The 25,509-nt window shown below is 71.1% G+C and carries 26 protein-coding genes; 16 read left to right on the top strand and 10 right to left on the bottom strand.

Annotated features, from left to right (window positions below):
• The first annotated feature begins 279 nt into the window (after positions 1-279).
• The 6 genes from Q0863_RS16660 (at position 280) to Q0863_RS16635 (ending at position 6,026) form a co-directional block, all read left to right on the top strand.
• The gene (locus tag Q0863_RS16660; RefSeq protein WP_298581088.1) at positions 280-2,043 is read left to right on the top strand and encodes a glutamine--tRNA ligase/YqeY domain fusion protein; all 1,764 of its coding nucleotides are present in this window, start codon (positions 280-282) and stop codon (positions 2,041-2,043) included.
• 2 nt (positions 2,044-2,045) lie between these two features.
• A complete protein-coding gene (locus Q0863_RS16655) occupies positions 2,046-2,414 on the top strand; it encodes a hypothetical protein (protein ID WP_298581087.1) in 369 nt (122 codons plus the stop codon).
• Positions 2,414-2,992 carry a nucleoside deaminase gene (locus tag Q0863_RS16650; protein WP_298581085.1) on the top strand — a complete coding sequence of 193 codons (579 nt, stop codon included), beginning with the start codon at positions 2,414-2,416 and terminating at the stop codon, positions 2,990-2,992. The genes Q0863_RS16655 and Q0863_RS16650 overlap by 1 nt, the downstream gene beginning before the upstream one ends.
• A gap of 24 nt (positions 2,993-3,016) precedes the next feature.
• A complete protein-coding gene (gene rlmM, locus Q0863_RS16645) occupies positions 3,017-4,090 on the top strand; it encodes a 23S rRNA (cytidine(2498)-2'-O)-methyltransferase RlmM (RefSeq protein ID WP_298581083.1) in 1,074 nt (357 codons plus the stop codon).
• A 94-nt stretch (positions 4,091-4,184) separates the two neighbouring features.
• Positions 4,185-4,934: a hypothetical protein gene (locus Q0863_RS16640; protein WP_298581081.1), complete on the top strand. Its 750-nt coding sequence runs from the start codon at positions 4,185-4,187 to the stop codon at positions 4,932-4,934.
• A 150-nt stretch (positions 4,935-5,084) separates the two neighbouring features.
• Positions 5,085-6,026: a DUF808 domain-containing protein gene (locus tag Q0863_RS16635; RefSeq protein WP_298581079.1), complete on the top strand. Its 942-nt coding sequence runs from the start codon at positions 5,085-5,087 to the stop codon at positions 6,024-6,026.
• An 18-nt stretch (positions 6,027-6,044) separates the two neighbouring features.
• Here the strand turns inward: Q0863_RS16635 and Q0863_RS16630 are convergent, their stop codons facing one another.
• Entirely contained in the window at positions 6,045-7,223 is a 1,179-nt protein-coding gene (locus Q0863_RS16630) for an FAD-dependent oxidoreductase (RefSeq protein WP_298581076.1), read from the bottom strand.
• The gene (gene ubiH / locus Q0863_RS16625) at positions 7,220-8,437 is read right to left on the bottom strand and encodes a 2-octaprenyl-6-methoxyphenyl hydroxylase (RefSeq protein WP_298581074.1); all 1,218 of its coding nucleotides are present in this window, start codon (positions 8,435-8,437) and stop codon (positions 7,220-7,222) included. The genes Q0863_RS16630 and ubiH overlap by 4 nt, the downstream gene beginning before the upstream one ends.
• Before the next feature lie 111 nt (positions 8,438-8,548).
• On the opposite strand from ubiH, the gene Q0863_RS16620 reads away from it, so the two are divergent.
• The 10 genes from Q0863_RS16620 to Q0863_RS16575 all read left to right on the top strand — a co-directional run bounded on the left by Q0863_RS16620 (position 8,549) and on the right by Q0863_RS16575 (position 17,995).
• Complete coding sequence (locus Q0863_RS16620) at positions 8,549-9,145, top strand: DUF6580 family putative transport protein (RefSeq protein WP_298581073.1); 597 nt, start codon at positions 8,549-8,551, stop codon at positions 9,143-9,145.
• A 13-nt stretch (positions 9,146-9,158) separates the two neighbouring features.
• The gene (locus tag Q0863_RS16615) at positions 9,159-9,707 is read left to right on the top strand and encodes a cob(I)yrinic acid a,c-diamide adenosyltransferase (protein WP_298581072.1); all 549 of its coding nucleotides are present in this window, start codon (positions 9,159-9,161) and stop codon (positions 9,705-9,707) included.
• Between the two features lie 18 nt (positions 9,708-9,725).
• Positions 9,726-10,655 carry a histone deacetylase family protein gene (locus Q0863_RS16610; RefSeq protein WP_298581211.1) on the top strand — a complete coding sequence of 310 codons (930 nt, stop codon included), beginning with the start codon at positions 9,726-9,728 and terminating at the stop codon, positions 10,653-10,655.
• An 80-nt stretch (positions 10,656-10,735) separates the two neighbouring features.
• Entirely contained in the window at positions 10,736-13,105 is a 2,370-nt protein-coding gene (gene lptD, locus Q0863_RS16605) for an LPS assembly protein LptD (RefSeq protein ID WP_298581070.1), read from the top strand.
• Complete coding sequence (locus tag Q0863_RS16600; RefSeq protein WP_298581069.1) at positions 13,102-14,418, top strand: peptidylprolyl isomerase; 1,317 nt, start codon at positions 13,102-13,104, stop codon at positions 14,416-14,418. Before lptD ends, Q0863_RS16600 begins: the two co-directional genes overlap by 4 nt.
• 1 nt (position 14,419) lies before the next feature.
• Positions 14,420-15,394, top strand: coding sequence for a 4-hydroxythreonine-4-phosphate dehydrogenase PdxA (gene pdxA / locus Q0863_RS16595; RefSeq protein ID WP_298581067.1), 975 nt, complete (start codon positions 14,420-14,422; stop codon positions 15,392-15,394).
• A gap of 112 nt (positions 15,395-15,506) precedes the next feature.
• Positions 15,507-15,890: a tRNA-binding protein gene (locus Q0863_RS16590; protein ID WP_345780531.1), complete on the top strand. Its 384-nt coding sequence runs from the start codon at positions 15,507-15,509 to the stop codon at positions 15,888-15,890.
• Complete coding sequence (rsmA, locus tag Q0863_RS16585; RefSeq protein ID WP_298581065.1) at positions 15,887-16,672, top strand: 16S rRNA (adenine(1518)-N(6)/adenine(1519)-N(6))-dimethyltransferase RsmA; 786 nt, start codon at positions 15,887-15,889, stop codon at positions 16,670-16,672. Before Q0863_RS16590 ends, rsmA begins: the two co-directional genes overlap by 4 nt.
• A 99-nt stretch (positions 16,673-16,771) precedes the next feature.
• Positions 16,772-17,155 (top strand): Co2+/Mg2+ efflux protein ApaG, encoded by a 384-nt coding sequence (apaG, locus tag Q0863_RS16580; protein ID WP_298581064.1) that lies wholly within the window; start codon positions 16,772-16,774, stop codon positions 17,153-17,155.
• A 9-nt stretch (positions 17,156-17,164) separates the two neighbouring features.
• On the top strand, positions 17,165-17,995 hold the full coding sequence (locus tag Q0863_RS16575) for a symmetrical bis(5'-nucleosyl)-tetraphosphatase (RefSeq protein WP_298581061.1): 831 nt from the start codon (positions 17,165-17,167) through the stop codon (positions 17,993-17,995).
• A 55-nt stretch (positions 17,996-18,050) separates the two neighbouring features.
• On the opposite strand, the gene Q0863_RS16570 is transcribed toward Q0863_RS16575, so the two are convergent.
• The 8 genes from Q0863_RS16570 to Q0863_RS16535 form a co-directional block, all read right to left on the bottom strand.
• Complete coding sequence (locus Q0863_RS16570; RefSeq protein WP_298581206.1) at positions 18,051-18,563, bottom strand: dihydrofolate reductase; 513 nt, start codon at positions 18,561-18,563, stop codon at positions 18,051-18,053.
• Positions 18,564-18,634: 71 nt separating this feature from the next.
• Positions 18,635-19,429, bottom strand: coding sequence for a thymidylate synthase (locus Q0863_RS16565; protein WP_298581059.1), 795 nt, complete (start codon positions 19,427-19,429; stop codon positions 18,635-18,637).
• Positions 19,426-20,298 carry a prolipoprotein diacylglyceryl transferase gene (lgt, locus tag Q0863_RS16560; protein ID WP_298581058.1) on the bottom strand — a complete coding sequence of 291 codons (873 nt, stop codon included), beginning with the start codon at positions 20,296-20,298 and terminating at the stop codon, positions 19,426-19,428. Before lgt ends, Q0863_RS16565 begins: the two co-directional genes overlap by 4 nt.
• Before the next feature lie 82 nt (positions 20,299-20,380).
• Positions 20,381-21,142, bottom strand: a complete 762-nt coding sequence (locus Q0863_RS16555) for a TerC family protein (protein WP_298581056.1) — start codon at positions 21,140-21,142, stop codon at positions 20,381-20,383.
• 25 nt (positions 21,143-21,167) lie between these two features.
• Complete coding sequence (locus tag Q0863_RS16550; RefSeq protein WP_298581054.1) at positions 21,168-21,548, bottom strand: diacylglycerol kinase; 381 nt, start codon at positions 21,546-21,548, stop codon at positions 21,168-21,170.
• A gap of 414 nt (positions 21,549-21,962) precedes the next feature.
• Positions 21,963-23,192: an ABC transporter permease gene (locus Q0863_RS16545; protein ID WP_298581052.1), complete on the bottom strand. Its 1,230-nt coding sequence runs from the start codon at positions 23,190-23,192 to the stop codon at positions 21,963-21,965.
• On the bottom strand, positions 23,189-23,938 hold the full coding sequence (locus Q0863_RS16540) for an ABC transporter ATP-binding protein (RefSeq protein ID WP_298581049.1): 750 nt from the start codon (positions 23,936-23,938) through the stop codon (positions 23,189-23,191). Before Q0863_RS16540 ends, Q0863_RS16545 begins: the two co-directional genes overlap by 4 nt.
• Entirely contained in the window at positions 23,935-25,434 is a 1,500-nt protein-coding gene (locus Q0863_RS16535) for an efflux RND transporter periplasmic adaptor subunit (protein WP_298581046.1), read from the bottom strand. Before Q0863_RS16535 ends, Q0863_RS16540 begins: the two co-directional genes overlap by 4 nt.
• Between the last annotated feature and the right edge of the window lie 75 nt (positions 25,435-25,509).

Genomic DNA, 25,509 nt, shown 5'->3' with positions numbered 1-25,509 from the left:
ATCGTGGCGCGGAGCGGCTTCGCCTGGCGCGCTCAGGACCTACCTCCCCCACAGACCGCCCGCGATCGGCCATGCGCACGGCGCAGCGACGGCAATCGCGCGATGGCGTAGCGGACAGCGGACATGCCGGACCCTCCTGCGCGCAGTGCGCCTGCGGATGGTAAGCAAGCATCATGCCGTGTGCGGCGCGACCGCGGCAGAATCCGGGGAATCCGGCCGCCTGCGGGCAGTTCGCGCGGGCCGCTCGGCTACACTGGCGTTTTCCCCCCGATGCGCGTCATGACCTCAGCCGACCCGGCCGCCACCCCGCTGGCGCCGACTCCCGAGCCCACCCCGGCCCGCCAGGATTTCATCCGCCAGATCGTCCGCGACGACCTGGCCAGCGGCAAGCACAGCGCGATCCGCACCCGCTTCCCGCCCGAGCCCAACGGCCACCTGCACATCGGCCACGCCAAGGCGATCTGCCTGGATTTCGGCATCGCCGAGGAGTTCGGCGGGGTGTGCAACCTCCGTCTCGACGATACCAACCCGGCCAGGGAAGACCCCGAGTTCGTGCGCGCCATCCAGGACGACGTGCGCTGGCTGGGCTTCGACTGGGCCGAGCTGCGCCATGCCTCGGACTATTTCGAGGTGTATTACCTGGCCGCCGAGAAGCTGATCGCCCAGGGCGACGCCTTCGTCTGCGACCTCAGCGCCGAACAGGTACGCGAGTACCGCGGCAGCCTGACCGAACCGGGTCGCAATTCGCCCTTCCGCGACAGGTCGCCCGAGGAGAACCTCGAGCTGTTCCGGCGCATGCGCGCTGGCGAGTTCGCCGACGGCGCGCGCACCCTGCGCGCCAGGATCGACATGGCCAGCGGCAACATCAACCTGCGCGACCCGGCCCTGTACCGGATCAAGCACATGCCGCACCCCATCGCCGGCGCGGGCTGGTGCATCTATCCGATGTACGACTTCGCCCATGCGCTGGGCGATGCCGTCGAAGGCATCACCCACTCGCTGTGCACGCTGGAGTTCGAGGACCACCGTCCGCTGTACGACTGGTGCGTGGACCGGGTGGACCTGGCCGGCTCGCCGGACCTGCTGGCGCCGCTGGTGGCCCGGGGCCTGCCGAACGTGGCGGCGCGGCCGCGCCAGATCGAGTTCTCCAGGCTCAACATCAATTACACGGTGATGAGCAAGCGCAAGCTCACCCAGCTGGTGGCCGACGGCCTGGTCGACGGCTGGGACGATCCGCGCATGTACACCCTGCAGGGTCTGCGCCGGCGTGGCTACACGCCGGCGGCGCTGCGCCTGTTCGTGGACCGGATCGGCATCAGCAAGCAGAACTCGATGATCGACTTCTCGGTGCTCGAAGGCGCGCTGCGCGAGGATCTGGACGCCTCCGCGCCGCGGCGCATGGCGGTGGTCGATCCGCTCAGGCTGGTGCTGGCGAACCTGCCGGAAGGGCACGAGGAAACGCTGTCGTTCTCCAACCATCCCAAGGACGAGTCCTTCGGCACGCGCGAGGTGCCGTTCTCGCGCGAGCTGTGGATCGAGCGCGAGGACTTCGCCGAAATCCCGCCCAAGGGCTGGAAGCGGCTGGTGCCGGGCGGCGAAGTGCGCCTGCGCGGCGCCGGCATCGTCCGCGTCGACGAGGTAGTGAAGGACGCGGACGGCCACATCGTCGAACTGCGCGGCTGGCTGGATCCGGAATCGCGCCCGGGGATGGAGGGGGCCAATCGCAAGGTCAAGGGCACGATCCACTGGGTCAGCGCACGCCATGCGGTGGCGGCGGAGATCCGGCTCTACGATCGCCTGTTCTCGGTCGCCGACCCGGACGACGAGAGCACCGGCAAGGGCTATCGCGAGCATCTCAATCCGGATTCGAAGCGCAGCGTGCGCGGTTACGTCGAGCCTGGTGCAGCAGTCGCCGCGCCCGAGCAGTCGTTCCAGTTCGAGCGCCTGGGCTACTTTGTCGCCGACCGCCGCGACCATCGCGCCGACGCGCCGGTGTTCAACCGCAGCGTCTCGCTGCGCGACACCTGGGCAACGAAGGCGTGAGCATGGCGACCCTGCGTCTACTGACCGCCGCCTGCCTGATGCTGCTGCTCGTGGCCTGCGCGCCGCGCGCGGACGTGGCGGCGCCGCAAGCGCCCGCGGCCGCCGCGCCGCCGTCGCTGTCGGTCGATCCCGCCGCGCCGGACGCGTCCTGCCGCGTGGCCAGCGACTGCGCGGTCAAGAACGTCGGCAACTGTTGCGGCTACTTTCCCGCCTGCGTCAACAAGGACGCAACGGTGGACCCGGACGCGGTCCGCGCGCAGTGCGAGCGCAGCGGCATGGCCTCGGTCTGCGGCTGGCAGCAGATCCAGTCCTGCGACTGCGTGCAGAACCAGTGCCGCGCGGTGGCTGGCCCGCTGCCGGTGGAGCGCTGATGCTCTACGCGCAGGTCCACCTCACCCTGCCGGCCTGGGTCCACGAACAGGTCGACATTTCGCGCCCGTATGTCGGCGACGACGCCAAGGTCGCGCTCGCGATCGAACTCTCGCGCATGAACGTCGACGCCGGCAGCGGCGGGCCGTTCGGCGCGGCGGTGTTCAACGCCGACAACGACCGCATCGTGTCGGTCGGCGTGAACCGGGTCTTGCCGCAGAACTGTTCGGTCGCGCATGCCGAGACCATGGCCTACATGCTCGCCCAGCAGCGGCTGCAGCGCGCGCGCCTCAACCGCGACCTGGACGGCAACGCGATCGGCCGTTTCGTGCTGGCGACCTCCGCGCAGCCGTGCTGCCAGTGCTACGGCGCGACCGTGTGGGCCGGCATCGACCGGCTGCTGATCGGCGCGCGTTCGCAGGATGTCGAGGCGCTGACCCCGTTCGACGAAGGCCCGCTGCCGGCCGACTGGGTGGGAGAGCTCGAGCGCCGCGGCATCGAAGTGCTGCGCGACATCCATCGCGACGCTGCCTGCGACGTGCTGCGGGCCTATGGTGCGTCCGATGCCGGCCGCTACTGAGCGCCGCCACCGCGCAGGCCGCGCATGAACGGCCTGCTGTGCTACTGCCGCGCGGGCTTCGAGCCCGATCTCGCGGCCGAGCTCGGCGATCGCGCCGCGGAAGCGGGCATCGCCGGCTACGCCCGTGCCAGCCGCGGCGACGGCTACGTGCTGTTCCTCGGCGACGACGCGGCCATCGCGACCGGCCTGCCGTGGCGCTCGCTGGTGTTCGCGCGGCAGGCGCTGCCGCTGTTCGCGGAACTGCGCGGGCTCGATCCCCGCGACCGCATGGGCCCCATGCTCGAGGCGATCGAAGCGGCCATGCCGCGCGGCGTTTCCGGGTCGCGACCTTATGGCGCACTGTGGGTGGAGCATCCCGATTCGGACGCCGGCAAGCCACTGTCCGGGCTGGCCCGGAGCTTCGCCAACGCGCTGCGCCCGGCGCTGCGCAAGCGCAGGCTGCTCACGCCGGCCGAGGATCCCGCGCTGCCGCGCCTGCACGTGTGTTTCCTGGCAGGCGACCACGTGCTGCTGGCCAGCGCCGACCCGGCGATCACCTCGCCGTGGCCGCTGGGCGTGCCGCGCCTGAAGCTGCATGCCGACGCGCCGTCGCGCTCGGCGCTCAAGCTCGAAGAAGCGCTGCTGGTGCTGCTCGATCCCGCGCAGCGGGCCGAGCTTCTGCGTCCGGGCATGACCGCCGCCGACCTGGGCGCTGCGCCCGGTGGCTGGACCTGGGTGCTGGCCCGGCAGGGGCTGCGGGTCATCGCGATCGACAACGGTCCGCTGCGCGCGCACCTGTTCGACACCGGCCTGGTCGAACACCTGCGCGAGGATGGCTTCCGCTGGCAGCCACCACGGCCGCTGGACTGGATGGTCTGCGACATGGTCGAGCAACCCTCGCGGGTGGCGCGGCGCATGGGCGACTGGTTCCGCGAAGGCTGGTGCCGGCAGTCGATCTTCAACCTCAAGCTGCCGATGAAGAAGCGCTGGCTGGAAACGCGCCGCAGCCTCGACGCGTTCGTCGAGGCGGCCGCGGTGCCGGTCGAGGTGCGCGCACGCCAGCTGTACCACGATCGCGAGGAGATCACGGTGCTCGCCCGGCGCATGGCCCGCGCCTGAATGCCCGGGCGTGTTCAGCGCGCAGACTGCGACGGTTGACACCTGTTTCATCGGCGCCTGCCGAGCATGGGCCTCCACGCAACGGGAGTTCCCCATGAATCCCAAGATCTTCCATCGAAGCCTCCTGGCCACCGCACTGGCGCTGGGCTGCGGAGTCGCGACAGCGCAGACGGCCGGGACCGCGCAAGCCAGGGTCGTGAGCGACCAGGCGACGGAAACCGCCCGCGCCGAAGCGGAGGCAGCGCGCGAAGTCGCTTCCGTGGCGCGCGACGCGGCGTCCCAGGCATCCCATGCCGCCCATGCACCCGCGCTCACGTCGCACGGCGAAGCGAGCGCCGACTACCACGCCCATGTCGCGCGGGACGCGTCGTTGCGCGCCCAGGCTTCGGCACGGGCCGCCGCGGATGCGGCCAACCGCGCCGGCGCCGCACACAGCGCGGCGCACGCCGGAACTGCGCAGCCGCTGGGCGCCCAGGTCGAGGCCCGCGCCAACAGCCAGGATGCGGAAGCGGCCAGCCGGATCGCGCGGCAGTCCGCGGCCGAAGCGGTGGTGTCCTCGCGTGCGGCGATCGACGCGGTCAACGCATTGCCGCCGCGACCGCAGCCGCCTGCAACGCCGGCCACGACCCCGCTCGAACCAGACGTCACCGTGATCTCGCATGTGTCCAGGCCGGCCATGGTGGCCGCGAGTCGCGCCTTCAACCAGCTCGACGCCAACGCCGACGGCGCGGTGTCGCGCACCGAGGCGGCCGCCGAGCCCGCGCTCGCCAGCGGCTTCGATGCGGTCGACAGCAGCCGCGACGGCCGCATCGACCGCGACGAGTACACCGCCCGGCTCCGCTGACGCGGACGCAAGCTTGTCGTCGCAGCCGTGCTGCCCATGCGACGCCGCCGTTCCCCGGCGGCGTCGCTGCATGGATCGGGCGGCGGTCGTCACCCGCAGCGGCATCGGCCTGGCCCTACAATCGCCCCCTTCCCCACACCGGCATCCCCCATGGCCTCCAGCCTGCTAGTCCTGCTCGACGACATCGCAACCATCCTCGACGACGTGTCGGTGATGACCAAGGTGGCGGCGAAGAAGACCGCGGGCGTGCTGGGCGACGACCTGGCGCTCAACGCCGAGCAGGTCAGCGGCGTGCGCGCCGACCGCGAACTGCCGGTGGTCTGGGCGGTGGCCAAGGGTTCGGCCCGCAACAAGCTGATTCTCGTGCCGGCGGCGCTGGCCATCAGCACCTTCCTGCCCTGGCTGGTCACGCCGCTGCTGATGGCCGGCGGCCTGTTCCTGTGCTACGAGGGCGCGGAGAAGCTGCTGCATCGCTTCCTGCACAGCCGCGACGAGGACCAGCGCCACCACGCGGAACATGCGGCGGCGCTGGCGCGGCCCGATGTCGACCTCGTCGCCGCCGAGAAGGACAAGATCAAGGGTGCGGTGCGCACCGACTTCATCCTGTCCGCGGAGATCATCGTCATCTCGCTGGGGACGGTGACCGACAAGCCGTTCTCGGTGCAGGTAGGCGTGCTGGTCGGCATCGCCGCGCTGATGACCGTGGGTGTCTACGGCCTGGTCGCGGGCATCGTCAAGCTCGATGACTTCGGCCTGTACCTGAGCCGCAGCATCAGCGGCTTCGCGCGCACGGTCGGCACCGGCATCCTGCGCATGGCGCCGTGGCTGATGAAAGGCCTGGCGGTGGCCGGGACCGCGGCGATGTTCCTGGTCGGCGGCGGAATCCTGACCCACGGTTTCCATGCGGTCAGCGAATGGATCCAGGACGCCGCGGTGGAGGCCACGCACGTGCCCGGGATCGGCGCGGTAATGGGCGCACTGACCCCAATGCTGATCAATGCGGCGGTCGGCATCGTCGCTGGCGCGGTCGTCGTGGGCGCGATCGCCGTGTTCCGTCGCCTGCGCGGCGCGCCAGCGAGCGCAGCTCACTGACCCGCCCGGCGCGCAGGCTCAACGGCCCGCGGCGCGGCGCCAGAACAGGTCCAGCAGCGGCGGCAGGCGTCCGGCGATGCCCAGCAGGTGGCCACGCAGCAGGGTCGGCACCAGGGCATCGTTCGAGAACAGGCGGTTGATGCCTTCGAAGCTGTAGGCGGCGACCGCATTGTCGCTGCGCCGTGCGCGGGCCCAGCGTGCCAGGCGCTGGGGCGTATCCCAGCGGGCACGCCGGCGGTGGGCATCGGCCACCGAAGCCTGCAGCGCGGCGACGTCGCGCAGGCCCAGGTTGACGCCCTGCCCGGCAAGCGGATGCACGGCATGCGCGGCGTCGCCGATCACCAGCACGCGTCCGCGCTGCTGCTCGGCCGCCAGCTGCCGCCGCAGCGGAAAGCCCACGCGCCGGCTCAGCGGCACGATCGCCCCGAGCCGCGCCTCGAACGCGGTGGTCAGTTCGCGGCCGAAGGCCTCGTCGTCCAGCGCCAGCACGCGCGCCGCCTCGTCCTGCGGCAGGGTCCATACGATCGAGCAGCTGCCATCGGCGCAGGGCAGCAGGGCCAGCGGCCCGGTGGGCAGGAAGCGCTGCCAGGCGGTGTCCTCGTGCGCTTGTTGCGGACGCACGTAGGCGACCACGCCCTGCTGCGCATAGTCGTGCCCGTCCACGGCGATCCCCGCGAGCGAACGCAGGCGCGAAGCGGCGCCATCGGCCGCCACCGCGATGCGGGCGGCCACGCGGCTCCCGTCGTCCAGGCGCAGGCGCACGCCGTCTGCATCTTCGTCCAGCGCCTCGACCGCCGCCGGGCAGCGCAGGCGCACGCCGGCCTGCTCCAGCTGTTGCCACAGCGCCTCCACCAGCAGGCCGTGCTCGACGATCCAGCCCAGGCTGGGACGCGCCAGCGCATCGGCATCGAACACGATCGGATTGCCGCCTGCCGCGTCCCAGACCTGCATGCGGCGGTACGGATGCGCGCGGGCCTCGCGCACGGCCCGCCAGGCGCCGATCGAATCCAGCAGCGCCGCGTTGTCCGGCGCGAGCGCGTAGACGCGCAGGTCGGGAACCTCGCGCGACCAGGCCGGCGGCCGCCTGGATTCGACCAGGCAGGTGTCGAGTCCGGCCCGCGCCAGCGCGAGCGCGCACGCCGCGCCGACGACGCCGCCGCCGACCACCACCACGTCGTGCGGATCGCGACGGCTCATGCGCCTGCGCCCCGACACAGCGCCGGAACGTCGCCCCGGTAGCCCATCGCGCCGCCGGCCAGCAGCGATTGCAGCGACGGGACCGCGCCGATCGCCGCCAGGCCCAGGCTGCGCAATGGACGCAGCAGGGGCGCGGGGTTGGCGGTGATCCGCGCCAGCCCGTCGGAAAATGCCAGGGTGCGGCTGCGGTCCTCGCGACGTCGCTGCGCGTAGGCCTCCAGCAACCCTTCGGCGCCCGGGTCCTCGGCACCGGCCACCAGTTCGGCCAAGGTGAGCGCATCGCGCAGGCCCAGGTTGAAGCCCTGCGCACCCACCGGATGCAGGGCCTGGGCGGCGTTGCCGACCAGCACCGCGCGGCGCGCCGTGGTGCGGTCGGCGACGACGCGCAGCGCGGGATACACGCTGCGTTCGCCCACCTCCAGGAACCGGCCCGCGCGCCAGCCGAAGGCATCCTGCACGCGCCGCAGGAAGCCATCGGCGTCCAGGGCCGCGACGCCGGCGGCTTCGGCGGTCGCCACGCCGTGGACGATGCCGTAGCAGCCGTCCCCGCGCGGCAGCAGCGCGGTCGGGCCGGCGTCGCGCAGGCGTTCGTACGCGGTCCCGTCGGGCGCGCGCTGCGTGCGCAGCCGCGCCACGAACAGGCGCTGGCCGTAGTCGTGCGTGGTCGCGGCGATGCCCAGGGCCTGCCGCACCGTGCTGGTGGCGCCGTCGGCCGCCACCACCAGGCGCGCGGCGATCACCCGTTCGCCATCCCCGGCGGCCACGCGCACACGCTGCACGCTGTCATCCTGCATGGTATCGAAGCCCAGGAAGCGCATCGGCCGCAGGCGCGTGAGCCGCGAAGCCTCCGACAGCCGCGCTTCCAGCGCCTCGCCCAGGTCGCGCGCCACCACCACCTGGCCGAATGTCGTGCGCCCGAAATCCTGCGCCTGCAGGCAGGCCTGGCCGAAGTCGCCCTGGCGGCTGACGTGGATGCGCCGGATCGCGCCGGCCGGCCGCTGCAGGCGCGCCATCACGCCGAGCGCTCCCAGCGCATTGACCGTGGCCTCCGCGAAGCTGAGGTTGCGCTGGTCGAACACCTCCGGCATCGCGGCCGGGGGCGTGGCCTCGAGCAGGGTCGCGGGCACGCCGGCGCGGTCGAGCGCGAGCGCCAGGCTGGCGCCGACGAGGCCGCCGCCGATGATCAGCACGTCGTGGATCTGCAGGTCTGCCATGGCGCGGCATCATACCGGCAGCGCCCGGACCGCCAGCGCGAAGCCGGTGTCCGGCCGGCCCTGGCGCGAACGGGTAGAATGCCGGGGTTTCCAACGCCTGCGACCATCGCCATGACCCGACCCGCCTCCGACACCCCGTTCGCACCCGGCCCCCTGGTCCTGACGGCGATGATCCTGCTGGCCGCGTTCTCGCGCCTGCTGCCGCTGCCGCCGAACTTCGCGCCGATCGAGGCGATCGCGCTGTTCGGCGGCGCCTATTTCGCCAGCCGCGGCCTCGCCTTCCTGGTGCCGGTGATGGCGATGCTGGTCGCCGACCTGGCGCTGGGCATGCTGCGCGGCGATACGTACCTGGCCTACTTCACCACCTCCGGCTACCTGCCCAGCCTGCTGGCCAACTACCTGACCATCGCCGCCACCGTGGCGCTCGCCTTCGGCCTGCGCGGCCGTGTCAACGGCGCGCGCGTGCTCGGCTATTCGCTGGCCGGTTCGGTGCTGTTCTTCCTGGTCAGCAACTTCGCGGTCTGGCTGACCGCGTTCATGGTGCCGGGCTATCCGGCCTGCAGCACCGGCCTGCTGCCGTGCTACGTGGCCGCGCTGCCGTTCTTCAAGACCACGCTGCTGAGTACGCTGGCCTACTCGGCGCTGCTGTTCGGCGGATTCGCGCTGCTGCGCGGACGCCTGCCGGCGCTGCGCGCGCAGACGGTCTAGGCGTCCGTCCACCGTGGGCAACCGCCTGTCGAAGATCTATACCCGCACCGGCGACGACGGAACCACCGGGCTGGGCGACGGCAGCCGGATCGCCAAGGACGCCGACCGCGTCCGCACCTATGGCACCGTCGACGAGGCCAATTCGGCCATTGGCCTGCTGCTGGCCGCGCAGCTGCCCAACGACGTCCGCGACCTGCTGGTTTCGGTGCAGCACCAGTTGTTCGACCTGGGCGGCGAGCTGTGCATCCCCGGCCATGCCGCCATCACCGACGCCGACATCGCGCGCCTGGAAGAGCGGCTGGACCACTACAACGAACCCCTGCCGCCGCTGAAGGATTTCATCCTGCCCGGCGGCGGCGAGGCGGCTGCCCGCTGCCACGTCGCCCGCACCGTGGTGCGCCGCGCCGAGCGCGAGGCGGTGACGCTGTCGCGGCAGGAAGCCGTGCGCCCCCAGGCGATCGGCTACCTCAACCGGCTCTCCGACCTGCTGTTCGTGCTGGCGCGGGTGCTGGCGCGCGCCGACGGGCACGGCGAGGTCATCTGGCGGCACGAGCGCCGCTGACCCACCGGCATGGCGCGCATCCTCGGCTACACCCACCCGGCGTGCCTGGAGCACGACACCGGGCCGGGCCACCCGGAATGCGCCGACCGCCTGGGTGCGGTGCTCGAAGCGCTGCACGCGGCGTTTCCGCAGATGGAGTGGATCGAGGCACCCCGCGCCACACGCGGCCAGCTGCTGCGGGTGCACGATCCGCGCCTGCTGGCCACGGTGCTGGCGCCGCCTCCGCCGGACCGGCTCCGGCTCGATCCCGACACCGTCGTCTCGCCCGGCTCGCCCGAGGCCGCGTTGCGCGCGGTCGGGGCCGGCGTCGCCGCCACCGAGGCGGTGATGCACGGCGAAACCGACGTCGCCTTCTGCGCGGTCCGCCCGCCCGGGCACCACGCCACCATCGACGCGGCGATGGGCTTCTGCCTGTTCGACAACATCGCCGTGGCGGCCGCGCACGCCCTCGACCGCTTCGGCCTGGCGCGCGTGGCGATCGTCGATTTCGACGTCCACCACGGCAATGGAACCCAGGCCATCTTCGAGCAGGACCCGCGGGTGCTCTACCTCAGCTCGCATCAGGCGCCGCTGTATCCCTGGACCGGGGCCGGCAACGAGCGCGGAGCGGGCAACATCGTCAACGCCCTGCTGCCCGCCGGCGCGGGCGGCGAGGCGTTCCGGCACTGCTGGCAGGAGATCCTGCTGCCGGCGCTGGACGCCTTCGCGCCGCAGCTGCTGCTGGTCTCGGCCGGCTTCGACGGCGACCGCCGCGACCCGATGGCGCAGCTGGAACTGGGCCCGGACGACTTCGGCTGGCTCACCACCGCGCTGCACGCGCTGGCCGCCCGCCATGCCGAAGGCCGCATCGTGTCCATGCTCGAGGGCGGCTACGACCTGCAGGCGCTGGGCGAAGGCGCGGTCGCCCACGTGGCCGCGCTGATCGCCGGCCCGCCGGCGGCTGGATGAACCGGCGCTGGCGGCGTGCATTGCCGCTGCACGAGGCTTCCGGCAAGCTAGCGGCCTTTCCGTCCCCGGGATCCCGTCGCGTGCGACCTGCGTTCCGCCTGCTGCCCCTGCCGCTCTGCATCGCCCTGTCGCTGGCAGCCCACGCGGATGACGACATCCCCGTCGACTGGTCGATGTGCCCGGTCGAGGACGCGGTGCCGCTTTTCCCCGACGCACAGCCCCCGGTGGGCGACATCGCCGACCGCGAGAGCCTGCCCACCGACATCCAGGGCGACCAGACCATGGGCGTGGATGGCGGCATCTACAACGTCACCGGCAACGTCACCCTGCGCCGCGGCGACCAGTTCCTGGGCACCGACAACATCGAGTTCTCCCAGGACACCGGCACCTACACCGCGACCGGCAACGTCCGCTACCAGGACTCGGGCATGCGCGTGGTGGCCGAGCGCCTGGAAGGCGACCAGAACACCGACTCCCACCGCATCGACAACGTGCGCTACCAGCTGACCGAACGCCGTGGCAACGGCGGCGCCGAGCGCATCGAGATGCAGGAGTCGCAGGGGCGGATGTTCGGCTCCACCTATTCCAGCTGCCCGCCCAGCCAGCGCTGGTGGGAACTGCGCGCGCAGCGCATCGACATCGACACCGCCGAAGGCACGGGCGTGGCGCGCAACGCGACGCTGCGCATCGGCAAGGTCCCGGTGCTGTACGTGCCGTGGCTGGCGTTCCCGATCGACGACCGCCGCCGAACCGGCCTGCTGTACCCGAGCATCAGCATGTCCAGCCGCAACGGCTTCGACTGGCGCCAGCCGATCTACTTCAACCTCGCGCCGAACTACGACCTGACCCTGACCCCGCGCTGGATGAGCGACCGCGGCCTGCAGCTGGGCACCGAGTTCCGCTACCTCACCGAGCGCGGCCGCGGCACGTTCGAACTGCAGGCGCTGCCGTCCGACGACCTGACAGCGCGCGAACGGCCCGAGGAGATCGCCGACCCGCGCATTCCGCCGGAAAACTACCGCGAGGAAGATCGCGGGATGTTCCGCTATACAGGATTTCAGAACCTTACCGGCACTTGGCAGGCGCGCGCGAACCTCTACTGGCTCAGCGATCCACGATGGCTCGAGGACGACAGCAGCACGGCCGAAGGGCTGGCCGTCTCCTCGCTGCTGAGCAGCGCGGGGATATACGGCCGGAGTCGCTACTGGAACGCCGGAGTGGTGGGCGAGTACCGCCACCTCACCGATTACACGATCGAAGAGTGGCGCCTGCCCTACAACCGCTTGCCGCGCGCCTACTTCCGCTGGGAACAGCCGTTCGGCCGCTTCATCGCGGGTGCCGACACCGAAGCCGTTCGCTTCTCCCACGTCGATGCGGACGCCAAGCCCGGCGGCAGCCGCCTCGACCTCAAGCCCTGGCTCAGCATGCCGCTTGAAGGGCCGAGCTGGTACCTCAGGCCGACCCTGGCCTGGCGCTATACCACCTATCAGCTCGACGAGGAGTTCCCGAACCGTTCGCCGTCGCGCAGCCAGCCGATCGGCACGGTCGACGCCGGCCTGTTCTTCGATCGCGACACGCGTTTCCGCGGCGAGAGCTTCCTGCATACGCTCGAACCGCGCCTGTTCTACCTGAACTCGCCCTACCGCGAGCAGGACGACATGCCGCTGTTCGACACCCGGCCGATGACCTTCAGCTGGGGTCAGCTGTTCCGCGACAACCGCTATGCCGGTGCGGACCGCCAGGGCGATGCCAACCAGCTCACCATGGCGCTGACCACGCGCCTGATCCGCGAGTCGGACGGCCGCGAGAAGCTCGCCGCCAGCATCGGCCAGATCCGCTACTTCGAGGATGCGCGGGTCCGCCTGGGCAACGAGGTGCCGATCGAGAAGGGCAGCTCGTCGTGGGTGGCGGATGCGAACTACGCGATCAACGACCGCTGGACGATCGGCGCCTCCTACCAGTGGAACCAGACCAGCCGCCGCGAGGACCTGGCCAGCATCCGCACCCGTTACCTGATCGGCGACGACGGCATCGTCAACCTGGCCTACCGCTATCGCCGCAACGTGCTGCGCCAGACCGACCTGCTGGAACAGGTCGACCTGTCGTTCCTGTATCCGCTCAATCCTTCCTGGAGCCTGGTCGGCCGCTACTACTACTCGCTCAAGGACAGGCAGGTGCTCGAAGGCATCGCCGGCGTGCAGTGGGAAAGCTGCTGCATCGCCGCCCGCCTGGTCGGGCGCCGCTACGTGCGCAACACCCGCGGCGAGATGAACGATTCGATCCAGTTGGAGATCGAACTCAAGGGCCTGGGCTCGGCCGGACCCGACAATCGGGGCCGGTTGCGCCGTGCTATCCTCGGCTATCACCGCGACGACCTCTATCTCGTCCCGCCGTCCGAACTGCGCAATGGCGTGGACGACGGCGACTTCCCCGCAGAACTCTCCCCATGAAGACCCGCATCGCATTCCTGTGCGCCGCCCTGCTGCTGGCCGGAACCCTCCAGGCGCAATCCGTCCAGCCGCTCGAAGGCATCGCGGCGGTGGTCGACGAAGACGTCATCCTGCAGAGCGAGCTCAACCGCGCGGTCGCCAACGTCACCGCCCAGTACGCCGGCCGCCAGAACCAGCTGCCGCCGCGCGCCATCCTCGAGCGCCAGGTGCTCGAGCGCCTGGTGCTGGTCAAGCTGCAGACCTCGCGCGCCGCCGAAACCGGCGTGCGCGTGAGCGATGCCGAGGTCGACACGGCGATCGGCAACATCGCCCAGCAGAACAATCTCTCGCCCGACCAGTTGCGCCAGCAGCTGGCGCGCGACGGCATGTCGCTCGACGACTTCCGCAGCTCGCTGCGTGACGAGATGCTGGTCCAGCGCCTGCGCCAGCGTTTCGCACAGAGCCGGATCAGCGTCAGCGATGCCGAGGTGGATGCGGCGATGGCTTCCCAGGCCGGCGGCGCCCAGTACCAGCTGGCGCACATCCTGGTGGCCCTGCCCGAGGGCGCGACGCCCGAGCAGATCGCGACCGGGCAGCAGAAGATCGACGGCATCAAGAGCCTGCTCGACCGGCGCGAGATGGAGTTCGCCGCGGCGGCGGTGCGCTACTCCGACAGCCCCAATGCGCTCGAAGGCGGCAGCCTGGGCTGGCGCAGCCTCGACGAGATCCCGGTGGCGTTCGCCAACGCGATCCGCACCATGTCGCCCGGCGACGTGATCGGCCCGATCCGCGGCCCGAGCGGCTTCCAGCTGCTGCAGCTGGTGGACACGCGCGAGGGCGGCCAGGACGGCGCCGGCGGCACGGTCACCCAGTACAGCGCCCGCCACATCCTGATCCGTCCGGCGGAAGGCGCGGGCGGCGACGGCGAGGCCAAGGCCCGGATCGATACGCTGCGCGCGCGCATCGCCGGCGGCGCCGACTTCCAGGAAGTCGCGCGCGAGAACTCCGACGATACGGTCAGCAAGCCCGAGGGCGGCGACCTGGGCTGGTTCACCCAGGACGAGTTCGGTCCCGAGTTCGGCGCCCAGGTGTCGACGCTGCAGGATGGCCAGGTCTCGACGCCGTTCAAGACCCAGGCCGGCTGGCACATCGTGCAGCGCGTGGCCACCCGCCAGACCACGGCCGGCGACGAGAACCGGCGGGCCCAGGTCCGCGAGTCGATCGGCCAGCGCAAGCTGGAAGACGAGTGGGACCGCTACGTGCGCGAGATGCGCGGCGAAGCCTACGTCGACATCCGCGCCGGCAACGCACAGGCCGGCAGCGACGGCGGCTGACATGCGGCCGCGGCTGGCGCTGGTGCCGGGCGAGCCGGCAGGCGTCGGTCCCGAACTGTGCGTGCGCGCCGCGCAGCGCGACTGGGACGCGGACCTGATCGCGTTCGGCGATGCCGCCTCGCTGCACGACGCGGCCACGCGCCTCGGGTTACCGCTGGCCCTGCTGGATCCCGACGCCGAGCCTGCAAACCGCCCCGGCGAACTGCGCCTGCATCCCGTCCCGGTGCCCGCGCCCTGCGCGCCCGGCGTTCCGGACCCGCGCAACGCCGCCGCCGTGATCGCCGCGCTGGAGCAGGCCGCCACCGCCTGCCAGTCGCGCACGTGCGCGGGCATGGTCACCGGCCCCGTGCACAAGGCCACGATCAACCTCGGCGGCATCCCCTACTCCGGGACGACCGAGTTGCTGGCCGCGCACGCCGGCTGCGACGTGGTGATGATGCTAGCCAACGACATCGTCCGCGTCGCGCTCGCCACCACCCACCTGCCGCTGCGCCAGGTGGCCGATGCGATCACGCCATCGTCCCTGGAGCGGGTGCTGCGGATCCTGCACGGCGCGCTGCGCCGCGATTTCGGTATCGATGCGCCGCGGATCGCAGTGCTCGGGCTGAACCCGCACGCGGGCGAGTCCGGCCACCTGGGACGCGAGGAAATCGAGGTGATCGAACCGCTGCTTGCCCGGCTCCGCACCGAGGGCATGGACCTGCAGGGTCCCCTGCCGGCCGACACGGCCTTCCTGCCGGCGAAACTGCGCGGTGTCGACGCGGTGCTGGCGATGTACCACGACCAGGGACTGCCGGTGCTCAAGTACAGCGGCTTCGAGCGCGCGGTCAACCTGACCCTGGGCCTGCCCTGGCCACGGGTCGCGGTCGACCACGGCACCGCCTTCGATCTCGCCGGAAGCGGCGCCGCGGACCCGTCCAGCCTGTATGCCGCGATCGAGACCTGCGCGCGCCTGGCGCGCCGCGGCGCGAGCTGATACCCCACCCTTTCGGCCCGTCCGCGCCGCAGCGCGTGGCACCGGCCATCCATCCACCGTCTCCCTTCTTCCAGGTGTCACCGGCGCAGCGCGCCGCCGCAGGATTCCCGCCATGCCCGAAACCACCGCCCCAGGCGCGACCGGCACCCCGCCCGCCATGCAGAACATCGACTGGAACGACTTCCTCAAGGTCGAACTGCGCGTCGGACGCGTGCTGTCGGCGCGCGTGTTCGAACAGGCGCGCAAGCCGGCCTACATCCTGGAACTCGACTTCGGCCCGGAGATCGGCCTGCGCAGGTCGAGCGCCCAGCTCACAGCGCTCTACGCGGCCGCCGACCTGGTCGGTCGGCTGGTGGTGGCCGTGGTCAACTTCCCGCCCAAGCAGATCGGGCCGCTGATGTCGCAATGCCTGGTCACCGGCTTCCACGACGCCGACGGGGCGGTGGCGCTGTGCGTACCCGACCGCGACGTGCCGCTCGGGACGCGCCTGCTGTGAGCGGCTTCAGCGGACCTGCGAAGAAGTCGCTCGGGCAGCACTTCCTGCATGAGCGCGGCGTGGTCGAGAAGATCATCCTCGCCGTCGACCCGAAGCCGGGCGACCGTATCGTCGAGATCGGACCCGGCCAGGGCGCCATGACCTTCCCGCTGCTGCAGCGCCACGGCAGCCTGACCGCGATCGAGTTCGACCGCGACCTGCTGGCGCCGCTCGCCGAAGCGGCCCGCGCGCACGGCGAGCTGACGCTGGTGCACGCCAACGTGCTGGACGTGGACTTCACCGCGCTCGCGCAGGGACAGCCGATCCGCCTGGTCGGCAACCTGCCCTACAACCTGTCCTCGCCGATCCTGTTCCATGCGCTCGAGCACGCCGCGGTCATCCGCGACATGCATTTCATGCTGCAGAAGGAGGTGGTCGACCGCATGGCCGCGCCCCCCGGCAGCAAGGTCTACGGGCGCCTGAGCGTGATGCTGCAGGCCTGGTGCCGGGTGACGTCCCTGTTCACGGTCGGACCCGGCGCCTTCCGGCCCCCGCCGAAGGTGGATTCGGCGGTGGTGCGGCTGGTGCCGCGGGCGCCGGAGACGGTCGGGATCGACGATCCCGCGCGCTTCGCCGCCATCGTCCGCGACGCCTTCGGGCAGCGCCGCAAGACCCTGCGCAATGCCCTGTCCAGGCTGTGCGACGAGACCGCGATCCGCGCCGCCGGCGTCGATCCGCAGGCGCGCGCGGAACAGCTGGCGGTCTCCGACTTCGTGCGCCTCGCCAACCACGCCGCGGCCTGAGCGCAGACCCGTCGACGGACCGCCCCGCGCAGGCCGTCCGCGTGCGCACGGCGGCAGGACGTAGTCGAACCGTTCACGGCCAGCGCATACACTGGGCACATGAGCCGCACCGCCGACTACAGCCTCGAGATCCAGATCGCGACCCAGTTCCTCGACGAGGAATCCGAGCCCGAGGACGACCGCTACGTGTTCGCCTACACCATCCGCATCCGCAACCTCGGTCGGCTGCCGGCGCAGTTGGTGGCCCGCCACTGGATCATCACCGACGCCAACGGACGCACCGAGGAGGTGCGCGGCGACGGCGTGGTCGGCGAGCAGCCGCGGCTGGAGCCCGGCGAGCAGTTCGTCTACACCTCCGGCGCCACCCTGCCCACCGCGGTCGGCACCATGGAAGGCAGCTACGACATGGTCGGCGACGACGGTACCCGCTTCGACGCGCCGATCCCGCCCTTCACCCTGGCCGTGCCGCGCACGCTGCACTGACGCGCGCGCATGGCCGTCTGGGCGATCGGAGACCTGCAGGGCTGCTACGGCCCCACGCAGCGGCTGCTGGAGAAGATCCGCTTCGATCCGGCGCGCGACCGGTTGTGGTTCTGCGGCGACCTGGTCAATCGCGGCGGCGAGTCGCTGCAGACCCTGCGCCTGGTGCACTCGCTGCGCGACAACGTCGTCAGCGTGCTGGGCAACCACGACCTGTCGCTGCTGGCGATCGCCGAACGCAGCCGCCCCGAGCAACGCAAGGTCAAGCCCGACCTGCAGTCCGTGCTGTTCGCGGACGACCATGCCGTGCTGCTTGACTGGCTGCGCGCGCAGCCGCTGGTGCACGTCGACCGCAGGCTGGGCTGGATGATGGTGCATGCGGGCCTGGCGCCCAAATGGACCACGGCCATCGCCGAGCAGCATGCCCGCGAGATCGAGCGCAAGCTGCGCAACCCCGACGAGGCCCGCAAGCTGCTGCGCAACATGTATGGCGACCAGCCCGCGTGGTCGCCGCGGCTGCGTGGATCCGAGCGCGACCGCGCGATCATCAACGTGTTCACCCGCATGCGCTACTGCTCGCCGCGTGGCCGCATCGCGTTCGAGGAAAAGGGTGCACCGGGAACGCAGCAGCCGGGCCTGTACCCGTGGTACGAGGTGCCGGGACGGGTCGAGCGCGACCTCAGGATCGTCTGCGGGCACTGGTCGTCGCTGGGCCTGTTCATCGGCCATGGCGTGCATGCGCTCGACACCGGCGCGGTCTGGGGCGGCACGCTGACCGCGCTCCAGCTCGACGCCGAAGGCCTGAACGTGGTGCAGGTCCCCGGACGCGACGCGTCGCATTGAGGCCGCGGCGGCGCGGTGCGGCTGCCGCTGTGGCCGCCTGTGCCGAAATCGCCCGCTACGGCCCCTGTGGGTCGCCGCGACGCACGTAGTCCACGAATTCGAAGGCGTACGGATGGCGGTCGTCGGCCGCGTGGGGTTCGCGCCACACCGCGCGCCAGTCGTCCTCGCCGTAGGCCGGGAAGAAGGCATCTGCCCCGGCCACCACCGTGTCGACGTGGGTCATGCGCAGGTCGGTCGCCAGCGGCAGCGCCAGCGCATAGACCTCGCCGCCGCCGATCACGCACAGCTCCCGCGCGCCCTGCGAAGCCACGATGTCCAGTGCCTCGTCGATCGAGGCCACCGCCTGCATGCCGTCGAACGGGACGCGGCCGCTGCGGGTCAGCACCAGGTTGGTCCTGCCGGGCAGCGCGCGGCCCAGCGATTCGGCGGTCCTGCGCCCCATCAGCACGGGCTTTCCGATCGTCAGTGCCTTGAAGCGTTTCAGGTCGTCGGGCAGGCGCCAGGGCAGCGCATTGCCCTTGCCGATCGCGCGCTCGCGGTCCAGCGCCACGACCAGGACGACGCGCAGGACCGGCCGCGATCCGCCACCGGCAGCCCCGGTCTGCGCCATCTGCGGCCGCGCATCCGCGGCTTCGCCGCTCACACCGCCACCGGTGCCCTGATCGCCGGATGCGGGTCGTAGCCCTCGATGGCGACGTCGTCGAAGCCGAACCCGAACAGGTCGGTGACGCCGGGAGCCAGCCGCAGCGTCGGCAGCGGGCGCGGCGCGCGCGCCAACTGTTCACGCGCCTGTTCGAAGTGGTTCGAGTACAGGTGCGCGTCGCCCAGGGTGTGCACGAAATCGCCGACCCCAAGGCCCGTGGCCTGCGCCACCATGTGGGTGAGCAGCGCGTAGCTGGCGATGTTGAACGGCACGCCGAGGAAGATGTCGCCGCTGCGCTGGTACAGCTGGCAGCTCAGCTTGCCGTCGACCACGTAGAACTGGAACAGCGAATGGCACGGCTGCAGCGCCATCTTCGGCAGCTCGGCCACGTTCCAGGCGCTGACCACCAGCCGGCGCGAATCGGGATTGCGCCGGATCTCCTCCACCAGCCACTGCATCTGGTCGATATGGCCGCCGTTGCCGTCGGGCCAGGCGCGCCACTGCCGGCCGTAGACCGGGCCGAGCTCGCCCGAAGCGTCGGCCCATTCGTCCCAGATGCCGACGCCGTTGTCCTTGAGGTAGGCGATGTTGGTGTCGCCCTTCAGGAACCACAGCAGCTCGTGGATGATCGAGCGCAGGTGCAGCTTCTTGGTGGTGACCAGCGGAAAGCCTTCCCCGAGGTCGAAGCGCATCTGCCAGCCGAACACGCTGCGGGTGCCGGTCCCGGTGCGGTCGGATTTCTCCGCGCCGTGCTCGAGCACGTGGCGCAGCAGTTCCAGGTACTGCCTCATCGCGCGCCTCCCGCCGGCACCGGCTGCAGGGTCGGCGCACGGTGCGACTTCCACAGCAGGAACAGCCCGAGCGCGACCAGCGGCAGCGACAGCAGCTGGCCCATCGTCAGCCAGCCGAAAGCCAGGTAGCCGATGTCGGCGTCGGGCACGCGCACGAACTCCACGGCGAAGCGGAACACCCCGTACAGCAGCGCGAACAGCCCGCTCACGGCATAGCGCGGGCGCGGCTTCGAGGAGTACCACCACAGCAGGACGAACATCACCAGGCCCTCGAGGAAGGCCTGGTAGAGCTGCGAGGGATGGCGCGCGAAGGCGTCGAGCGCGCCGGACGCGAACTGCGCCTGCAGCACCTCGGCGCTGCGGCCGGCGAGGTTGGGATCGGTCGGGAACACCACGCCCCAGCCCGCCTGCGTGTACTTGCCCCACAGCTCCGCGCCGATGTAGTTGCCCAGCCGCCCGAAACCCAGGCCGGCCGGCACCAGCGGCGCGACGAAATCCATGGTGTCGAAGAAGTGCAGGCGGTGCTTGCGCGACCACAACCAGGCTCCCACCAGAACGCCCAGCAGGCCGCCGTGGAAGCTCATCCCGCCCTCCCAGAGCTTGAGCATCCGCAGCGGATCGGCCAGGTAGCCGTCCAGGTCGTAGAACAGGATCGACCCCAGCCGGCCGCCCAGCACCACGCCGAGCATGCCGTAGAACAGCAGGTCGCCGAAGGCGTTGGCGTCCACCGGCAGCCGCCCGGCGCGGATCCGCCGGTTGCCCAGCCACCACGCGCTGGCGAAGGCCAGCAGGTACATCAGCCCATACCAGTGCACGCGCACGGGTCCGAGCGAGAACGCGATCGGATCGATCTGGTGGAGATGGATCATGGGACCCGCCTGCCTTGCGGACGAGAAACGGTGATTGTGCCCGACGCACGCCGCCGTCGGGCACCGCCTGCCATGGCGCGGTTCAGAGCGGAACGTCCACGCCGGTGGTGGGTTTCTCGCCACGCCGGCGCGCGTTGCGCTTGACCCACAGGTTGAGCAGCTCCACCAGCGCCGAGAAGCCCATCGCGCCGTAGATGTAGCCGCGCGGGATGTGCGCGTCCAGGCCTTCGGCGATCAGGTAGGCGCCGATCAGCAGGATGAAGGCCAGCGCCAGCATCTTGATGGTCGGGTTGTTGTCGATGAACTGGCCCAGCGGCCGCGCCGCCAGCAGCATCACGCCTACCGCAATCAGGATCGCCGCCACCATCACCGGGATGTATTCGCCGGCCATGCCGACCGCCGCGATCACCGAGTCGAGCGAGAACACGATGTCGATGACCGCGATCTGCGCGATCACGCCCGCGAACGACACCTTCGGTTTGGCGTCGACGTCCTCCGACTCGGGTTCGCCCACGACGAGGTCGCGGATCTCCATCCCGCCCTTCACCAGCAGGAACAGGCCGCCCAGGATCAGCACCAGGTCGCGCACCGAGATGCCGTGGCCCATGACCGTGAACAGGTCCGAGGTCAGGCTCGCCAGCCAGGCCAGGGTCAGCAGCAGGCCGATACGGGTGATGCAGGCCACCGCGATGCCGAACTTGCGCGCGAACTCGCGCCGTTCCGGCGGCAGCTTGCTCACCGCGATCGAGATGAACACCAGGTTGTCGATGCCCAGCACGATCTCGATCGTGCTCAGGGTCAACAACAGGATCCAGACCTGCGGATCGCTCAACATCTCCAACATCGAAGCACTTCCTCTTTTCGGTTGCCTAGAACCAGCGCGGGCCCAGCAGCAGGCCCCACACCAGCAAAACGTTGACCATGCACACGAACACCGCGGCCGATCCCATGTCCTTCGCGCGCCCGGCCAGTTCGTGGTGCTCCGGGCCGTAGCGTTCGATCACCGCCTCGATGGCGGAATTGAGCAGTTCCACCGCCAGCACCAGCAGGCAGCTGCCCAGCAGCAGTGCGCGCTCGACCCCGTCCGCACCCAGCCACAGCGCCAGCGGGGCGAGCAGCGCGAGCAGGTATACCTCGAGCCGGAACGACGACTCGTGCAGCCACGCCGCCCGCAGCCCCTGCAGCGACCAGCGGGTCGCCATCAGGATGCGGGCGGGGCGTCGGGGCAGGTGTCCGGTCTCGTCGGCCATCAGGAGGCACCCGGATCCGGCCCGGGACGGGGTCCGGACATTCCGGCCTCGCCGCCGGCCATGCCGGAACAGGACTGCGACGGAGTCGACAGCATGCAGCGTTCAGCGACGCGGCCGTGGCCGCAACCGTGCAATTTTGCCATACCGGGGCGTGATTCCGGCGTTTTTCACCGGCCAGGGACGTCCTGTCCGCCAGCGGGAAGGGCGTGCGAAGCCGCCCCATTCCAGGCCTGCCGCCGATGCGCTTCCCGGCGCCTGTCCGGGCGTGCATGAGGCACGCAGGCGTTTTTCTCCGGGGCCATGCACGCGACCGGCAACCCTCCGCAGTCGGCGCCACGGCGCGTTAGGGAACGCGCGAAATGTGCGGTACGTCAGCTTGACCGCAACGCCAGGCGGCCGGGCGCTCCCGACGACCTACTGCTGGCGCAATGCCTCGATCGGATCCAGCTGGCTGGCCTTGCGCGCCGGGTAGTAGCCGAAGAACAGGCCGGTGGCGATCGAGAAGCCCGCCGCCAGGGCGATGACCTTGCCGTTGAGTTCCACTGGCAGTTCGCTGTTGAGCTGCCCGACCAGCAGCGCCCCGGCGACGCCGACCAGGATCCCCAGCAGGCCGCCGCCGAGCGAGAGCAGCATCGCTTCTGCCAGGAACTGGCGCCGGATGTCCGTGGGTCCGGCACCGACCGCCATGCGCAGGCCGATCTCGCGGATCCGCTCGGTCACCGAGACCAGCATGATGTTCATGATGCCGATACCGCCCACGATCAGCGAGATCGTCGCCACGGCGCCCAGCAGCCAGGACATCAGGCGCGTGGTGGCGGTGCGGGTGGCCACGATCTCGGACATGTTGCGCACCCGGAAATCGTCCTCCGCGCCCGGCGCGATGCGATGGCGCTGCCGCAGCAGCGATTCGATCTCGCCCTGGACCCAGGCCAGGTCGTCGGGATTGGTGACCGCCAGCGAGATCTCCATCACCGCGCCCGGCGGCATGCCCATCGCACCGGTCAGCCGGCGCCGCGCGGTTTCCAGCGGCACCATGACGATCTCGTCCTGGTCGCGGCCCCAGCTGCTCTGGCCCTTGGGGGCGAGCGTGCCGGCCACGGTCAGCGGGACGCGGCCGATGCGGATCGTCTCGCCGATCCCGCTTTCCTCGCCGAACAGTTCGCGGCGCACGGTTTCGCCGATCAGCACCGCCTTGTCGTCCGCGACTTCGTCGAAGCCCTGGCCCTCGCTGACCGTCCAGCCGTTGATCACCAGGTAGTCCGGATCCACGCCCTGCCAGCTGCTGTTCCAGTTGCGCTCGGCGTACACCACCTGGCTGCTGCCGCGCAGCGAGCCGGAGATGTACTGCACTTCCGGGATCTCGGCACGGATCGCGTCGACGTCGTCCTGGTTGAGGGTGAAGAAGCTGCTGGCGCTCATGCGCACGCCGCCACTGCTGCGCGCGACGTTGGGCGAGATGTCCAGGCGCTGCGAACCCAGGCCCGCGACCATCTTGTCGATCTCGGCCTGGGTGCCCTGCCCCACCGAGACCATGACGATCACCGAGGCGATGCCGATGATCACGCCCAGCGAGGTCAGCGCGCTGCGCATCCAGTTGCCGCGCAGCGCGAACAGCGCCGTGCGCAGGACGTCGGTGAAGTTCATGGCGAGGCGGGATCCTGGACCGTGGCCGGGAACGCCGCGGCGGCGCTGGCCGGACGCGGCTCTTCATGCAGTTCGCCGTCGCGCATCACGCAGGTCCGGTCGGCGTACGCGGCAACGTCGGCGTCGTGGGTGATCAGGACCACGGTGTGGTCCTCGTCGCGCAGGCGCTTGAACAGGGCGAGGATCTCCTCGCCGGTCTTCGAATCGAGCGCGCCGGTGGGTTCGTCGGCGAGCAGGATCGGCGGCCGGTTGATCAGCGCGCGGGCGATCGCCACGCGCTGCTGCTGGCCACCGGACAGTTCGCTGGGGCGGTGGTGGGTGCGCCCCGCCAGGCCGACTGCGGCCAGCGCCTCCTGCGCCAGTCGCCTGCGCTCGGCCGGCGGCACCTGCGCGTAGCCCAGCGGCATCGCGACGTTGTCCTCGGCCGACATCCGCGGCAGCAGGTTGAAACCCTGGAACACGAAGCCGATCTTGTCGCGGCGCAGCGCGGCCAGCTGTTCGCGGTCCAAGGTGGCCACGTCGATGCCGTCGCACAGGTACTGGCCGGACGTGGGCGTGTCGAGGCAGCCGATGAGGTTCATCAGGGTCGACTTGCCGGAGCCCGACGGCCCCATGATCGCGATGAACTCGCCGCGCGCGATGCGCAGGTCCACGCCGGCCAGCGCCACCACTTCGGCCTCGCTGCCTTCGGCGTAGACCTTGCGCAGCGCGCGGGTCTCGATCACCGGCGTGCCCGCGACGCTCATCGCCGCGCCCGCTCGCCGGTGATGATCTCGTCGCCGGCGTCCACGCCACCGCGCACTTCGGTGCTGCTGCCGTCGCTGGCGCCGACCCGGACCTGCACCGCCTCGCGGCGGCCGTCCACCAGCCGGTACAGGGTGGTGCGGGTCGCATTGAGCGACGCGGCGAGCGCGGCGTTCCAGCGCGCGCGCTGCCCCTCGTCGAGGGTCCGGGTGAAGCCGGCGAAGTTCTCCTGCATGCGCTCGAGCATGCGCTGGCGGATCTGCGCGCGCATCGCCGGATCCGGCGCACCGGCGCGCATGGACATGCCCGGCGGCCCACCCGCGCCACCGGACGGCCGCGCGCCATTCCCCGGACGAGGCGCCTGGGCGCGCTCGCGCTGCGCGGCAACGGCCGCGTCGAACGCGGCGCGCTGGGTTGCGTCCAGGTCGAGTCCGGCGGCCACGCGCTCGAGTTCCCCGAGCAGGCCCGCCCCGCCGCGCGCGTTGCCGCCCTGTGCGGGCGCGGCGTCGCCGACCGGCTTGTAGCGCAGCGCGGCATTGGACACCTTCAGCACGTCGCTACGGTTGCTGACCTCGATCTCGGCGTTGACGGTCAGGCCGGGCAGCAGGGTGCCGTCGGCGTTGTCGACGCTGACCACCACCGGATAGGTGACCACGTTGTTGGTGGTGGTCGCGGCCAGGCGGACCTGGTCCACCACGCCGCGGAACTGGCGGTCCGGAAAGGCGTCGGCCGTGAACGACACCGCCTGGCCGCGCTTGACCTGGCCGATGTCGGCCTCGTCCACGGCCAGCTCGATCTTCATCTTCGACAGGTCTTCGGCGATGGTGAACAGTTCCGGCGCCTGCAGGCTGGCGGCCACGGTCTGCCCCGGTTCGATGGTGCGGGTCAGCACCACCCCATCGACCGGCGAGCGGATCACCGTGCGCTCCAGGTTGACGCGGCTGGTCTCGGTGGACGCGGTCTGCTGGCGGATCTGCGCCTGGGTCGAGACGACCTGCGCGCGCGCCTGGTCGAGCGCAGCGCGAGCCTGATCGATGTCGGCCTGCGCGACCAGCTTCTGGGTGCCGAGGTCGGCCTTGCGCCGGTAGTCGAGTTCGGCATTGCGCAGGGTCGCCTGGGCCTGCGCCAGCGAGGCGCGCGCGCTGGCGACCTGGGCGGCGCCCTGCTCGATCTGGGCTTCGTAGGTGCGCGGGTCGATGCGCGCCAGCACGTCGCCCTGACGCACCTGGCTGTTGAAATCGACCAGCACGTCGGTGACCTGGCCGGAAATCTGGCTGCCCACGGTCACCGTCGAGATCGCGCTGAGGGTGCCGGTGGCCGAGATCGCCACCCGGATGTCGCCGCGCTCGACCTGCACCGTGCGCCACGGCGACTCGTCGCCGGCCTCGCGCGTGCCCGACCACCAGAACCAGGCGATGGCGGCGAGCGCGGCGGCCACCACCGCGGCCACGAGGAGACGGGGAAACGGCCGCCGACGGCGGGTCGCGGGTTTGCTCATGCGAAAGGTCCGGGAACAGTCTGGCGTCGAAGCTGGCTAACGCACCGGTCCGGCGCCGGTTGACATGCGGCCGCG

Origin of the sequence: uncultured Luteimonas sp. (assembly GCF_947492465.1) — a bacterium.
Taxonomy (GTDB): Bacteria; Pseudomonadota; Gammaproteobacteria; order Xanthomonadales; family Xanthomonadaceae; genus Luteimonas.
The sequence above is the reverse complement of the archived record's forward strand: the minus strand, read 5'-3'. Positions and strand labels throughout refer to the sequence as shown.

What these genes read in the sequence shown, in the direction of transcription:
- Q0863_RS16655 (WP_298581087.1), top strand. Translation starts at nt 2,046, where the DNA reads ATGGCGACCCTGCGTCTACTGACCGCCGCCTGCCTGATGCTGCTGCTC.
- Q0863_RS16650 (WP_298581085.1), top strand. Translation starts at nt 2,414, where the DNA reads ATGCTCTACGCGCAGGTCCACCTCACCCTGCCGGCCTGGGTCCACGAA.
- Q0863_RS16630 (WP_298581076.1), bottom strand. Translation starts at nt 7,223, where the DNA reads ATGAGCCGTCGCGATCCGCACGACGTGGTGGTGGTCGGCGGCGGCGTC.
- ubiH (WP_298581074.1), bottom strand. Translation starts at nt 8,437, where the DNA reads ATGGCAGACCTGCAGATCCACGACGTGCTGATCATCGGCGGCGGCCTC.
- Q0863_RS16535 (WP_298581046.1), bottom strand. Translation starts at nt 25,434, where the DNA reads ATGAGCAAACCCGCGACCCGCCGTCGGCGGCCGTTTCCCCGTCTCCTC.
- Q0863_RS16620 (WP_298581073.1), top strand. Translation starts at nt 8,549, where the DNA reads ATGACCCGACCCGCCTCCGACACCCCGTTCGCACCCGGCCCCCTGGTC.
- apaG (WP_298581064.1), top strand. Translation starts at nt 16,772, where the DNA reads ATGAGCCGCACCGCCGACTACAGCCTCGAGATCCAGATCGCGACCCAG.
- Q0863_RS16635 (WP_298581079.1), top strand. Translation starts at nt 5,085, where the DNA reads ATGGCCTCCAGCCTGCTAGTCCTGCTCGACGACATCGCAACCATCCTC.
- Q0863_RS16565 (WP_298581059.1), bottom strand. Translation starts at nt 19,429, where the DNA reads ATGAGGCAGTACCTGGAACTGCTGCGCCACGTGCTCGAGCACGGCGCG.
- Q0863_RS16600 (WP_298581069.1), top strand. Translation starts at nt 13,102, where the DNA reads ATGAAGACCCGCATCGCATTCCTGTGCGCCGCCCTGCTGCTGGCCGGA.
- Q0863_RS16550 (WP_298581054.1), bottom strand. Translation starts at nt 21,548, where the DNA reads ATGGCCGACGAGACCGGACACCTGCCCCGACGCCCCGCCCGCATCCTG.
- Q0863_RS16540 (WP_298581049.1), bottom strand. Translation starts at nt 23,938, where the DNA reads ATGAGCGTCGCGGGCACGCCGGTGATCGAGACCCGCGCGCTGCGCAAG.
- Q0863_RS16590 (WP_345780531.1), top strand. Translation starts at nt 15,507, where the DNA reads ATGCCCGAAACCACCGCCCCAGGCGCGACCGGCACCCCGCCCGCCATG.
- Q0863_RS16545 (WP_298581052.1), bottom strand. Translation starts at nt 23,192, where the DNA reads ATGAACTTCACCGACGTCCTGCGCACGGCGCTGTTCGCGCTGCGCGGC.
- rlmM (WP_298581083.1), top strand. Translation starts at nt 3,017, where the DNA reads ATGAACGGCCTGCTGTGCTACTGCCGCGCGGGCTTCGAGCCCGATCTC.
- lgt (WP_298581058.1), bottom strand. Translation starts at nt 20,298, where the DNA reads ATGATCCATCTCCACCAGATCGATCCGATCGCGTTCTCGCTCGGACCC.
- Q0863_RS16640 (WP_298581081.1), top strand. Translation starts at nt 4,185, where the DNA reads ATGAATCCCAAGATCTTCCATCGAAGCCTCCTGGCCACCGCACTGGCG.
- Q0863_RS16660 (WP_298581088.1), top strand. Translation starts at nt 280, where the DNA reads ATGACCTCAGCCGACCCGGCCGCCACCCCGCTGGCGCCGACTCCCGAG.
- pdxA (WP_298581067.1), top strand. Translation starts at nt 14,420, where the DNA reads ATGCGGCCGCGGCTGGCGCTGGTGCCGGGCGAGCCGGCAGGCGTCGGT.
- Q0863_RS16555 (WP_298581056.1), bottom strand. Translation starts at nt 21,142, where the DNA reads ATGTTGGAGATGTTGAGCGATCCGCAGGTCTGGATCCTGTTGTTGACC.
- Q0863_RS16575 (WP_298581061.1), top strand. Translation starts at nt 17,165, where the DNA reads ATGGCCGTCTGGGCGATCGGAGACCTGCAGGGCTGCTACGGCCCCACG.